This window comes from Natronomonas salsuginis, from assembly GCF_005239135.1.
Lineage (GTDB): Archaea > Halobacteriota > Halobacteria > Halobacteriales > Haloarculaceae > Natronomonas > Natronomonas salsuginis.
This window is the reverse complement of sequence record NZ_QKNX01000006.1, coordinates 168,130-180,615: the sequence shown is the minus strand read 5'-3', so window position 1 is coordinate 180,615 and position 12,486 is coordinate 168,130. Positions and strand designations below refer to the sequence as shown.

11 protein-coding genes and 1 pseudogene are annotated in these 12,486 nt (G+C 67.0%); 4 read left to right on the top strand and 8 right to left on the bottom strand.

The annotated features are described in order from the left end of the window. The 6 genes and pseudogenes from DM868_RS13600 to DM868_RS13575 all read right to left on the bottom strand — a co-directional run. On the bottom strand, positions 1–133 hold a 133-nt coding region (locus tag DM868_RS13600), incomplete at its 3' end, for an FAD-dependent oxidoreductase (RefSeq protein ID WP_137277372.1). Between the two features lie 45 nt (positions 134–178). Further along, the gene (locus DM868_RS13595) at positions 179–1,303 is read right to left on the bottom strand and encodes an ABC transporter permease (protein WP_137277371.1); all 1,125 of its coding nucleotides are present in this window, start codon (positions 1,301–1,303) and stop codon (positions 179–181) included. Then, positions 1,303–1,956: pseudogene (locus DM868_RS13590) on the bottom strand (ABC transporter ATP-binding protein); the annotation flags it as partial. The pseudogene DM868_RS13590 and the gene DM868_RS13595, both read right to left, overlap by 1 nt. After that, entirely contained in the window at positions 1,943–3,205 is a 1,263-nt protein-coding gene (locus tag DM868_RS13585) for a hypothetical protein (RefSeq protein WP_137277369.1), read from the bottom strand. The gene DM868_RS13585 and the pseudogene DM868_RS13590, both read right to left, overlap by 14 nt. 66 nt (positions 3,206–3,271) lie before the next feature. Continuing rightward, positions 3,272–3,931, bottom strand: a complete 660-nt coding sequence (locus DM868_RS13580) for a winged helix-turn-helix domain-containing protein (protein WP_137277368.1) — start codon at positions 3,929–3,931, stop codon at positions 3,272–3,274. A gap of 142 nt (positions 3,932–4,073) precedes the next feature. Next, a complete protein-coding gene (locus DM868_RS13575; protein WP_137277367.1) occupies positions 4,074–5,456 on the bottom strand; it encodes a signal recognition particle protein Srp54 in 1,383 nt (460 codons plus the stop codon). A 182-nt stretch (positions 5,457–5,638) separates the two neighbouring features. On the opposite strand from DM868_RS13575, the gene DM868_RS13570 reads away from it, so the two are divergent. Both DM868_RS13570 and DM868_RS13565 read left to right on the top strand, forming a co-directional pair. Beyond that, a complete protein-coding gene (locus tag DM868_RS13570; RefSeq protein WP_137277366.1) occupies positions 5,639–5,788 on the top strand; it encodes a 50S ribosomal protein L40e in 150 nt (49 codons plus the stop codon). A gap of 107 nt (positions 5,789–5,895) precedes the next feature. Continuing rightward, positions 5,896–6,465, top strand: coding sequence for a HalX domain-containing protein (locus DM868_RS13565; RefSeq protein WP_137277365.1), 570 nt, complete (start codon positions 5,896–5,898; stop codon positions 6,463–6,465). Positions 6,466–6,468: 3 nt separating this feature from the next. On the opposite strand, the gene DM868_RS13560 is transcribed toward DM868_RS13565, so the two are convergent. Together DM868_RS13560 and DM868_RS13555 are read right to left on the bottom strand one after the other, a co-directional pair. Further along, entirely contained in the window at positions 6,469–6,819 is a 351-nt protein-coding gene (locus DM868_RS13560; protein WP_137277364.1) for a fluoride efflux transporter FluC, read from the bottom strand. Next, on the bottom strand, positions 6,807–7,166 hold the full coding sequence (locus DM868_RS13555) for a fluoride efflux transporter FluC (protein WP_137277363.1): 360 nt from the start codon (positions 7,164–7,166) through the stop codon (positions 6,807–6,809). The genes DM868_RS13560 and DM868_RS13555 overlap by 13 nt, the downstream gene beginning before the upstream one ends. Positions 7,167–7,372: 206 nt before the next feature. Here DM868_RS13555 and DM868_RS13550 point away from each other — a divergent pair, with 206 nt between their 5' ends. After that, positions 7,373–9,706: a heavy metal translocating P-type ATPase gene (locus DM868_RS13550; RefSeq protein WP_137277386.1), complete on the top strand. Its 2,334-nt coding sequence runs from the start codon at positions 7,373–7,375 to the stop codon at positions 9,704–9,706. An 89-nt stretch (positions 9,707–9,795) separates the two neighbouring features. Then, positions 9,796–12,405, top strand: coding sequence for a heavy metal translocating P-type ATPase (locus DM868_RS13545; protein WP_187349124.1), 2,610 nt, complete (start codon positions 9,796–9,798; stop codon positions 12,403–12,405). Positions 12,406–12,486: the final 81 nt, after the last annotated feature.

The following is a 12,486-nucleotide window of genomic DNA, read 5'->3' as shown; positions in this document are numbered from 1 at the left end:
CCCCGTAGGCGTCCGCTTCGACGAGCGTCACGTCGAGGCCGAGCTGGCCGCCCCGAATCGCGGCCACGTAGCCGCCCGGACCCCCGCCGATCACCAGTACTTCGGTTCCCGTCGAAATGTCTCCCACGACCATGTGTTATCGGTCAGACGACGGCCGGGAATAAAAACGGGGCGGCACTCATCCCCGAAGCGCGTCGACGGGGCGCTCGTTGGCCGCCTTCCAGGCCGGATAGAGCCCGCTGACGACGCTTATCAGGATCCCGAAGGCGAACGCGCCGACCAGGTACAGCGCGTTCGTCGGATCGAGCACGATCCACAGTTCGACCGGCGTCGCCAGATACAGGCCCGCGACGAGGAAGGCGGTTACGAAAACGCCCCCTAACGCCCCGACGACCCCCAGAAGGGCCGCCTCAAACAGCATCGTCCGAAGGACCGACCGCCGGCTCACGCCGACCGCGCGGAGGACGCCGATCTCCTCGCGGCGCTCGACGGCGCTCATCAACATCACGTTCAGGATGCTCACGCCGGCAACGAACAGCGAGATCCCGCCGAGACCGACGAGAAACGCCGAGAGCAGCGAGAAGAACGCGTCGATCTCCTCGAGGATGGAAGAGAGTTCGAAGACCTCGACGACCGCCTCGCGGTCGTTGACCGTCGCCTCGATCGCCGCCGCACTCGACGTCGCGGCGGCCCCCGTTTCGGTCTGGATGACGACCTGCTGGTAGCCGTCACCGCCGACCGCGTCCTCGGGGAGCATGACGGCGTCGTTCGGTGAGACGGGGGTGAACGCCTCGATCGGCTCCAAGACGGCGATGACGCGGTACGTCTCGCCAGCCACGTCGACGTTGTCGCCGACCCGAGCGTCAAGCGAGACGGCGAGGTCCGCACCGACGATCGCCCCCTGACGGTGTCGGTCGGGGAGGCGGCCGTCGGCCGCGGTGTAAATTGAGTTGGGATTCTCGATCCCGTAGATCGTCGCCGCGGCCGACTGGCCGCCGCGGCGAACGAGCCCGCCGTCGGTCCGGAGCGGGACGACGGTCCCCTCGGTCGTCACGCGCTCGATCTCGGTCACCGTGCGCTCGTCGATCGAGCCGATTCCGGCGTCAGCGTTCGGCGTGACGATCACCTGCGTCCCGATGTCCCCGAGGGCGTCGTCGGCGCCGACGGCGAGGACGTTGCCGAAGATGCCGAGCGAGGCGATGGCGACGACGCCGACCAGAATGCCGAGCGCGGCGAGCGCCGATCGGAGCCGGTTCCGCGAGAGGTTGCGGCGCGCGACGAACAGCGCCGGAACCCGGGTCACGTTATCGCCCCGTCGCGGAGTTCGATCGTCCGGTCGGCATAGGCCGCGACGGCCGGATCGTGCGTGACGGCGACGACGCTGACGCCGTCGCCCGTGACGGCCGTCAGTTCCTCGAGGATCCGTTCGCCGGTATCGCGGTCGAGATTGCCCGTCGGCTCGTCAGCCAGCACGATCGTCGGGCTGTTGATGAGCGCTCTGGCGATCGCGACGCGCTGTTTTTGCCCGCCGCTGAGCTCGTCCGGGAGGTGGTCGAGTCGATCGGCCAGCCCGACCCGCTCGAGTAGATCGGCGGCCCGCTCGCGCTTCGGCCCCGCGTCGAAGATCGTCGGCATGACGACGTTTTCGAGCGCCGAAAGCGTCGGAATGAGATGGAAGTCCTGAAAGACGAAGCCGATCGTCTCCTTTCGGAGCCGAGTGCGCTCGTCGATTGGGATGTCAGTCACGTCCTCACCGTCGACCCGGACCCGTCCCTCGTCGGAGGAATCGAGGAGGCCGATAACGTTCAGAAGCGTCGATTTACCGCTCCCGCTTGGGCCCATGATCGCGACGAACTCGCCGTGATCGACTGACATCGACACCGAATCCAGCGCGACGACGGTCTCGCCGCCCCCGTCGTACCGGCGGGTGACGTCGATCAGCTCAATCGCGGCCACGGAGTCGCCTCCGACTGAGCGCCGCCCCGCCGGCGATCACCACCGACCCGCCGATCACCGCGACGACCGACAGCGGGACGCCGGAGCCACCGTCGGATTCGTCCGACTCGGATCGGGCGTCGTACTCCAGCTCGACGGTCCGCTCGTACGGGTCGCCGTCAGCGAGGTAGGTGACGGTCAGCGGCACCGTCGTCGCGTTCGCGTGATCGACGTCGGCGGTCACGTCGAACCGGACGAACTCGCTCTCGGGGATCGTGCCAACGAAGTACTCCCGAGCCGGATAGGCCGGCTCGACGTACTCGGTCTCACCGATCGAGACGATCGCACCGTTGACCGCGCCCAACCCGGGGTTCGCGGCGTTGCCGGTCACGGTCACCGTCCCGTCCTCGAGCGTCATGTCCACGTCGGTCAGGACGACCTCGCCACGGTTCGGACGGTACTCGAGCGTCGTTTCGCTCGCGTTCCGGTCGGTGCCGAGCGTGTAACTCGCCTCGAAGGTGATCGTCGTCGGGTCGTCGAACCGACCCGCGTCGAAAAAGACGCTCTCGGCGGTCCCCGGGGCGACGTCAACGACCGCGAGACGGGCGAGCGATTCGTTCGCCGTCGACGGCGCGACAACTACGTCACGCGCGGTCGCGGTCCCGAAGTTCGTCACCTCGACGCGGACGAGCGGCGTCCGAAGTTCCTCGTCGTCCTCCTCGCTGTCACCGCCCAACAGGCCGCTGGCGTCGGCGCCGAGATCGACGTTGAGCTGTTCGTCCTCGTCGATTTCGGAGGGGAGAACCGTTCGGGCATCGACCTGGACGTCGTCGGTGATGCCGGCCGCGTCGACGCCGCCGACGACGATCATGACCGGTCGGGTGACCGTCACCGTCTCCCCGTCCTCGTCCTCGGTCTCGACGACGAGTTCGAGATCCTTGACGCCAGCGTCGTCGAACGCCGTCGAGAGTTCGAGCGTGACGTCGTCGCCGACCGAAAGCGCCCCGAGCCGGGACGCCTCGGCGTGAACCGTGCCGTCGGTTCGGTTCCGGAGAGCCACGCGATCGACGGCCACGCCGGTCGTGCTGCCGCCGGAGTTCGCGACGGTGAACTCGACGGTCGTCGTGTTGCCCGGGTCCGGGGCGGCCGGCGTCACCGTCACGTCGGAGACGACGAGTCGGGCATCGGGGACGTCGGCGGCTGCCGGGACGGCGGCGGCGAGGGCGATGCCAACGAGGAGCGAGACGGCGAGGATGTGGAGGCGCTTCACTGATCGAAGTACGGTCTCTGGCGTTTTATGGATGTTGCTACCCGCTGGCGTCGGCCGGAAAATGCATCAGATTTCCTGTTTGCTCACCGGCTCGCACTGAACGGTGAACTCGCCGAGTTCGACGGTGATCCGCTCGGTGATCGTCGTGAACGCCTCGTAGTGGTCGCCGCCGGGATCGATCGTCGTCCGGCTGTCGATCAGACCGGCCTGCCGGAGGGTGTTGAGCCGTCGATACACCGTCGGTAGGGAGTAACCGGTCACGTCGGCGATCTCGCGGGCACTCTTTTCGTCGCCGTTGAGGACGCGACAGCAGCGTCGCGTCTTTTCATCGCCGAGCGCGTCGAGCACGTCGCTCGCGGTGTCGTCCTCAGCGCGAGTCAGCGCGCGATCGACCGCTTCGAGCAGCTTCGTCCGATCGACGGGTTTGATCACGTACTCGTCGAACGGGAGTTCGATGATTCCCTCGTCGGGTTCGACTGCAGTCACCATGACGACGGGCACGTCGTGGCCGTCCTCGCGGAGCGCGTCGAGCACGTCGTCACCTGACGTCCCGGGCATCCGACGGTCGAGCAACACGAGATCGATCGACTCATCGAAGGCCGAAAGGGCTTCGCGACCCCCGTAGGCGGCCCGAACGGCGTACGTTCCGTCGAACCACGTTCGATAGATTTCGACGAGCTCGCGCTCGTCGTCGACGGCCAAAATCGTGGCGTTTTCGGTCGACATCCCCAACGGTCCACTCAAACGCTAGAAACATAATCGTTTGGAAGAAAGTCACAAATTCGGACTAATCGGTGTTTTCACTCTCTCGGGAGCCTGAAAACGCCGGAATCACACCACGGGGGCAGTCGGACGCCGTCGCTCCAAATCAGTCGCCGAACGGCCCCATTCCGCCGAGACCGCCGCCACCGCCACCACCCATCTGTTTCATCATCCGCTGCATGTCTCCGTCGCCCATCCCCTGGAACTGCTTCATCATCTGGCTCATCATCTTGTGCTGTTCGAGCAGTTCCCGGACCGTCTCCTCGTCCTTGCCCGAGCCGCGTGCGATGCGCTCGATCTGGCTCTGGCCGACCGCGCGGGGGTGTTCGAGTTCGGCCTCGGTCATCGAGTCCATGATCACCTCGAAGCTCCGCAGACGATCCTGCGTCACGTCCATCGCATCGTCGGGGAGTTGGTCCTTGATCCCGCCGCCAAGCCCGGGAATCATGTCGAGGACCTGATCGAGCGGTCCCATCCGGTTCATCGCGTTCATCTGGTTTCGCATGTCGTTCAGGGTGAACTCCCCCTTCATCAGGTCCTCGGGATCCCAGTCCTCCTCGGCCTGCGTTTCGGCCATCGCGCGCTCAACGCGCTCGGAGAGCTGTTTGAGATCGCCCATCCCGAGCAGCCGGGAGATGAACCCCGAGGGCTCGAAGCGCTCGATGTCCTTCACTTCCTCGCCGGTCCCGAGGAACGCGATCGAGGAGCCGGTCTGATCGACCGCGGCGAGCGCGCCGCCACCTTTTGCCGTCCCGTCGAGCTTCGTGATGACGACGCCGTCGATGCCGACCGCGTCGTGGAACCGCTCGGCCTGATCCTTCGCGCCCTGCCCGATCGCGGCGTCGAGAACGAGCAGGTTCCGATCGGGGTCCACCACCGACTCGATCTGTTCGAGTTCGTCGATCAGCACGTCCTCGAGGGCGTGTCGACCCGCTGTATCGACGATGTGGACGTCGGCGTCAGCGGTCGCTTCGAGCCCCGTACGAGCGATGTCGACGGGGTCGTCGTTGTCGGGGTCGCCGTAGAAGTCGACCTCCGCGCGCTCGCACATCTCTCTGGCCTGCTCGTAGGCACCGGGACGGAACGTGTCGGTCTGGATGACGGCGGGGCGGAGCCCCTTCTTCGAGAACCACCACGCCATCTTCGCGGCGGTGGTCGTCTTCCCCGATCCCTGCAGTCCGGCGAGAACGATCGTCTGTTCTTCGAGCGGGAGGTCAGTCGAATCGCCGACCAGTTCGACCATCTCCTCGTAGACGATCTTGAGCACGTGGTCGCGGGCGGTCGTCCCCGCCGGCGGCTCCTCGTCGAGTGCGCGCTCTCGGATCGAATCCGAGAGGTCCATGACGAGCGAGACGTCGACGTCGGCCGACAGGAGCGAGCGCTGGATCTCCTTGACGATCTCCTCGACGTCGTCCTCCGAGAGGGTCGTCTTCCCCTGCAGTTTGTCGAGCGTTCCCCGGAGGGAACTGCCCAGGTCGTCGAGTACCATTTGCTGTCTCTAAACGGTCGAGACTAAAGGCTTTGTTCGTCGCGACCGCTCCTCGAGGGCGATCGGCGGCAGCCGACGCGGCGTCAGCCCGCGTGGGGGCGCTCCGAGCGGCCGAAGCCAGGAACAGCCCGCAGCAGTTCGGAACGGTTAGGTTTATCCGCAGGGACCGTCTCACGTCGTGTATGGCTAGCTTCGAGGAAGCAGAAAAGCGCATTCTCGACAAGATGATCTGCATGCGCTGTAACGCTCGAAACCCGGAACGTGCCGAAAGCTGTCGAAAGTGCGGATACAAGAAACTCCGGCCGAAGGCCAAAGAGCGCCGCGCGGCCTGACCGGACGGAAATCGGTCTGATTACTTAAATGGACGTTTCGTTTCGGCCGCACGAAGACCGCGAACCCCTATGTATTCCGTGACGGTATAGCGTCGCATGGGGAGTGTATGACCGACGGAACGCCGACCGTGCTGGTCGTCGACGACGAAAGCCAGCTTGCGGACCTGTACGCCGCGTGGCTCGACGACAAATACGACGTCGAGACGGCGTACGGGGGCCCGGAGGCCGTCGAAACGATCGACGACCGCGTCGACGTGGCGTTGATCGACCGGCTGATGCCGCGTCTATCGGGCGACGATGTGGTTCGATGCGTGCGCGAGGAGGGGTACGGCTGCCGGGTGGCGATCGTCACGGCGGTCGAGCCCGATTTCGGGATCATCGAGATGGGCTTCGACGAGTACGTCGTCAAACCGGTCGAACGCCGGGATATCACGACCGTCGTCGGCTCGCTCGTGACCCGAACGGAGTACGACGAGAAGCTTCAGGAGTTCTTTTCGCTGGCGTCGAAACGCGCCGCGCTCCAGGCCGAAAAGAGCCGCCACGAACTGGAGGCGAGCGTCGCGTACGGGGAGTTGACGGCAGAGTTCGAACGGCTGCGGCGCGACCTGAAACGAACCGCCGACGAGATGACCGGTCGCGATCTCGAGATCGAGATGCAGCGCGTCAGCGCCGATTGAGATTCAGAGGGCGCGTCCGACGGCGAATCCAGCGAGGACCGCGACGAGCGCCGCGAGGAGCGTGCCGATGGCGTACCGAGCCGCGTCGGCGAGATGTCCGTCCTCCGCGAGTCGAGCCGTCTCGACGGCAAACGACGAGAACGTCGTGAACGCGCCGCAGAAGCCGACCGACAGCGCGAGTGCCGCGGGGCCGCCGAGGTTCGAGCCGAGGACGACGCCGATGAGGAAGCTCCCCGAGACGTTGATCGCGACGGTGTCGAGGTGCTGGCGCTCGATCGCGAGGCTGACCGCATAGCGGGCGACGGCTCCGATCGCACCGCCGACGCCGACCGCGAGCGCGCTCACGAGTGCCACCGGACCACCTCGCGGGCGACCAGCACGGCCGCGAGGCCGAGCGCGTAGTTGGCGACGACGTTGATCGCGGCGAGCGCCGGATCGAGCGCGACGGTCTCGCTCGCGAAGGTGCTGTACGTGGTGAACGAGGAGACAAACCCGGTGGAGACGGCGAGTCGTGTCCGATCCGAGACGCGGCCGCGTTCTCGCGTCCGGTAGACGAACAGCCCGAGCGCGAACGCCCCGACGACGTTGACGGCGAGGGTCCCCCACGGGAACGATTCGGCCAGAACGACCGCGACGGCGTGACGGCTCAGCGCGCCAGCGAACCCGCCCGAAGCGACGAGAAGAGCCGCGTGACGCTCCATACCGGGTGCACAGCGGAGCGCCACAGATGCCTTGCGGTTCCGGGCCCGATAGGTGGTGTTGTTAATTTGTTCGTGTTAGATCTATAAATTGTTACTAGCAAGCTGGCAGTGTATAACAGCGTGATTGATACGATTCGGGGAGCTAGTCTCGCTCAGTGAGCGGAGCAGTCGAAGCCGTCGCCGAGGTCCGATTCGAGGTCCCCGAGATGGACTGCCCGTCGTGTGCGGGAAAGGTCGAGACCTCGCTCGGTGATCTCGACGGCATCGCCCGGTACGAGACGCGGCCGACGGCCGGCACGGTCGTCGCGAGCTACGACGCCGCGACGCTCTCGGCGCGCGATCTCGTGCGCGCGATCGAACGCGCCGGATACGAAGTCACGAGCGTTTCGGGCGACGCGAGAGCGGATATCGAATCACCGGCGGGTGAGACGACCGCTGGCGACGCGCCGGAGAGCGTCTGGAGGAGCGAGCGCGCGATAAAGACGGGGGTCAGCGGCGGAGTTGCCCTCATTGGCCTCCTCGTCGAGTTCGTGACGACGGGCGTCAACGCGGAGGTGGCGAGCGTCCTCGGCCGGGAGCTGTTCGTCGCCGACCTCCTCTTTCTCGCGGCCGTCGCGACGGCCGGCGCGACGATCCTCCGGAGCGGCTATTACTCCCTCCGGAACCGCACCCTCGACATCGACCTGCTGATGTCGATCGCGATCATCGGCGCGCTCGCCGCCAGCCTCGGGTTCGGAGCCGGACTGTATCTGGAAGCGGCGCTGCTTGCGGTCCTGTTCAGCGTGGCCGAGCTCCTCGAACGGCACTCGATCGACCGCGCGCGCAACTCCCTCCGGGAGCTGATGGATCTCTCGCCCGACGAGGCGACCGTCCGCCGCGATGGAGAGTCCGTCACCATCCCCGTCGAGGACGTCGAGATCGGCGACGTCGTCCTCGTTCGTCCGGGCGAGAAGATCCCGATGGACGGGACCGTCGTCGAGGGCGAGAGCGCGGTGAATCAGGCGCCGATCACGGGTGAGTCCGTGCCCGTCGATAAGATCGAGGGCGACGCGGTGTACGCCGGCACGATCAACGAGTCGGGGTATCTCGAACTCGAGGTGGGGTCCGAGGCGAGCGACAACACCCTCTCGCGGATCGTCGAGATGGTCGAGGACGCACAGGCCGCCAAGACCGAGCGCGAGGAGTTCGTCGACCGGTTCGCCGCTCGCTACACGCCGGTCGTCGTTACGCTCGCGGTCCTCACCGCGGTCGTGCCGCCGCTTCTCCTGACGGAGCCCGTGGCGGTGGAACTCGTCGCCGGCTACGCCCACACGTTCCCGGCGGCCTGGAACGTGTGGTTCCTCTACGGGCTCACGCTGATCGTCCTCGCGTGTCCCTGCGCGTTCGTCATCTCGACGCCCGTCTCGGTCGTCTCCGGGATCACGAGCGGGGCGAAAAACGGCGTCCTGATCAAGGGCGGCAACCACCTCGAGGCGATGGGAGAGGTCGAGGCGATCGCCATGGACAAGACGGGGACGCTCACGCGAGGCGAGCTCACCGTCACCGACGTGATCCCGCTAAACGGGAACACGGAAGCGGACGTGCTTCGATGCGCCCGTGGACTGGAGGCTCGATCGGAGCATCCGATCGGCGAGGCGATCGTCGAACACGCCGCGGACCGAGCGATCGACGCGCCCGAGGTGCGGGGGTTCGAGAGCATCACCGGCAAGGGGGTCGAGGCGGCCGTCCACGGGACGCGACACTACGCCGGCAAGCCGGGGCTGTTCGAGAGTTTGGGGTTCGATCTGTCCCACGTCCACGCCGCGACCGACGGAGGGGTCGTGACGACGAAGAGCCAGCAGCTGTGTGAGCGGAACGACTGTCTCGACCTCCTCGAGGGAACGATCCCCGAGCTGCAATCGGCGGGCAAGACCGTCGTCCTGATCGGCACCGAGGACGAACTCGAGGGGGTCATCGCGGTCGCCGACGAGCTTCGGCCGGAGGCGAAGGCGACGATCGATCGCCTCCACGACCTCGGCGTCCGAGAGATCGTCATGCTCACCGGGGACAACGAGCGAACCGCCCGGGCGATCGCGACCGAGCTCGGCGTCGACGACTATCGAGCCTCGCTCCTTCCCGAGGAGAAAGTCGAGGCGCTCGAGGCACTCGACGACGCGTACGGCGGCGTCGCGATGGTCGGCGACGGCGTCAACGACGCCCCGGCGCTGGCGACGGCGACGGTGGGCATCGCGATGGCCGCGGCGGGTACGGACACCGCGCTCGAAACCGCGGACATCGCGCTGATGGGCGACGATCTCTCCCGGCTCCCGTACCTGTACGAGCTCTCGCACGCGGGCAACGGTGTGATCCGACAGAACGTCTGGGCGAGTCTCGCCGCGAAGGGCCTGCTCGCGGTCAGCGTCCCGTTCGGTTTGGTACCCGTGTGGGCGGCGGTGCTCGTCGGCGACGCCGGCATGACCGTCGCCATCACCGCGAACGCGACGCGGTTGGGCCGAATCGAGCCCGCCGAACTGCTTGACGGCGTCGAGGGGACGCGATGAGCGGGAGCGTTCACCGCGAGAGCGAATGACCGGGACACGAAACGACTCATTGGCGAGGGGGACCCCCGACGCAGTGGAGGGAGGCACTCGTGGCACCTGACGCCGGACCCCCCGCCGGCTGTGTCCTGTGCGGCCGCGAGATCGGCTCGAAGAGCGTCGATGCGGAAACCGAGGGCGTGTTTTGCTCGACGGGATGTCGCGACGTCTGCCGGACAATGGGTCCGGCACAGACCACGCGTGGGGGGGAAGCGACGGGGCTCGAGAGGGGTGCTGAGGAGACTGGCGCGGGATCCAGCGGCGATGAGATCGAACGGGAGCCGGAGGGCACCCACACGTTTCTCCGGATCGACGGGATGTACTCGGCGACCTGCGAGGCGTTCCTCGAATCGGTGGCGAACAAACAGGAGGGGGTGTACGACGCGGCGGCGAGCTACGTCACGGAGACGATCCGCGTGTCGCACGACGCGGATCTGCTCTCGAAGACCGAACTCCGCGATGCGCTCAGCACGCTCGGGTACACGGCGTACCTCAGAGAGACCGTTTCGGACGAGAGCGCGGGAACGGATAGCACGACGCGCCAGGCGCGGGAGATGGGCGGCGTGCGGAAACGGCAGGACGACCAGATTCTGGAGTTCCGGTACGCCGCCGGCCTCCTCTTCGGCGCGTTCCTGTTGGTCCCGTACGTCTCCATACTGTATCCGACTCACCTCGCGTCGCTCGTCGATTGGGCCGCACTCAGCGTGTTCGAGGGCGCGCTCGATCTGGGCGGGCAGGGCGGATTCATGTTCCTGCGCATCTACCTCGTGTTGACCGGCGTCATCCTCTTTTTCACCGGGTTGCCGGTGCTGCGCGGCGCGTACGTCGGCCTGAAGATGCGACAGCCGAACACGGACCTCCTCGTCGCGGCCACCGCCGTGAGCGCTTACGTGTACAGCACCGTCGCAGTCCTGGTGGGACGGATCGACATCTTCTACGACGTCACGGTGATCGTCGCCGCCGCCGTGACGGCAGCGACGTTCTACGAGTCCTCGGTCAAACAGCGGGCGCTGAGCCGGCTCACGGAGTTGACCGTCTCGCAGGTTGACACCGCGCGGGTGTACGACCCGGGCGACGGTGAGACGACGGTCGGGGTCGACGAACTCGCGTCGGGCGATCGCGTGCTCGTCAAACAGGGCGAACGGATCCCGGTGGACGGCACGCTGCTGGAAAGCGACTGCACGGTCGACGAAGCCGTCGTCACGGGGGAATCGCTGCCGGTGTTGAAGCGACCGGGCGAGACGGTCCTCGGCGGATCGATCGTTACGGACGACGCGGCGATCGTCGAGGTCGGAGCGGGAGCGACGAGCAGCATCGACCGGATCACGACGGCCGTCTGGAAGCTACAGAGCGCCGACCACGGCGTCAAGCGCCGCGCTGACCGGCTGGCCGTCCGCGTGATCTGGCTGCTCGGGGCGGCCGCAGTCCTCGTCGGCGGAGCAGCGATCGTTCTCGGCATCGGACCGATCGGCATCGTCCGTCGGGTGCTGTTGGTCCTGCTCGTGGGGTCGCCGTGGGCGCTCGGACTGGCGACCCCGCTGTCGGTCGCCACCAGCCTCGAGGCGGCGTTGCGGCGGGGGATCGTCATCTTCGACGAGACGGTGTTCGAGCGGCTCCGCGACGTCGACACCGTCGTCTTCGACAAGACCGGGACGCTCACCACCGGAGAGATGGACGTGATCGAGGCCGACGCGCCAGCGGCGCTGTTGGATGCGGTCGCAGAACTGGAGCGGCGGGCGTCCCATCCGGCCGCGAACGCGATCGTGACCGCGTTCGGCCGCGACGGCGGTCGAGATGGCGATGTACGCACCGACGGCGGGGAGAACGAGGACGGCGAAGACCGGGGGCGCGGAGCCGACGCGGGGTCGGAGAACGGTACCGATGGGGATCGAGAGCACACCGGTCGTATCAGCGAGTTCACCACCCACGCTACCGGGATCGAAGGCGTCGTCGACGGGACGACCGTCCTGATCGGGACGCTCGGACTCTTCGACGAACTGGGGTGGACAGTCGATGCGGAGATCGAATCGCGAGTCGTCGAATCGCGCGGGTTCGGCCGGCTCCCGGTCGTCGTCGGGCGGGACGGAACGGCGGAGGGGCTCATCGTCGTCGGCGACGAGCCCCGAGAGGGCTGGGACGACGCGCTGACGCGATTGGGGAAACGCGGCACCGACATCGTCGTCCTGACCGGCGACGACGAGGAGGCGACCGCGTTCTTCAGCCGGCACCCACACGTCACCCACGTCTTCGCGAGCGTCCCACCCGAGGGGAAGACGGCGACGATCCGACGGCTCAGAGCCGAGGGATCGGTCGCCATGGTCGGCGACGGGACGAACGACGCGCCCGCGCTCGCCGCGGCGGATCTCGGGATCTCGCTCGGTGGGGGAACGGCGCTCGCGGCCGACGCCGCCGATATCGCGATCGCCGACGACGAGATCGGCTCCGTCGAAACCGCGTTCGACCTCGCGGGCGCGGCCAACCGACGGGTGACACAAAACATCGGGGTCGTTCTCGTCTACAACGTGATCGCCGTTTCAGCCGTCGCACTCGGCGTGTTCAACCCGCTGACGGCTGCCGTCGCGGTGTTGGCGTGCGGCGGGCTCCTCGTCGCGTACAGTTCGCGGCGGTTGGTGGACGCGCCGTCGGATTCCTCCTTCAGCTAAGGTCGTGTGCGTCCTCGTCGAATCTCCGTGATCGGCGCCCAACAGTCTGTTCGGCCTCACCGTCTCCATCGAGTCGACCGC

Excerpts from the sequence above, each read along its gene's own strand:
- DM868_RS13580 (WP_137277368.1), bottom strand. The coding sequence starts at position 3,931 with ATGTCGACCGAAAACGCCACGATTTTGGCCGTCGACGACGAGCGCGAG.
- DM868_RS13570 (WP_137277366.1), top strand. The coding sequence starts at position 5,639 with ATGGCTAGCTTCGAGGAAGCAGAAAAGCGCATTCTCGACAAGATGATC.
- DM868_RS13575 (WP_137277367.1), bottom strand. The coding sequence starts at position 5,456 with ATGGTACTCGACGACCTGGGCAGTTCCCTCCGGGGAACGCTCGACAAA.
- DM868_RS13550 (WP_137277386.1), top strand. The coding sequence starts at position 7,373 with ATGGACTGCCCGTCGTGTGCGGGAAAGGTCGAGACCTCGCTCGGTGAT.
- DM868_RS13555 (WP_137277363.1), bottom strand. The coding sequence starts at position 7,166 with ATGGAGCGTCACGCGGCTCTTCTCGTCGCTTCGGGCGGGTTCGCTGGC.
- DM868_RS13565 (WP_137277365.1), top strand. The coding sequence starts at position 5,896 with ATGACCGACGGAACGCCGACCGTGCTGGTCGTCGACGACGAAAGCCAG.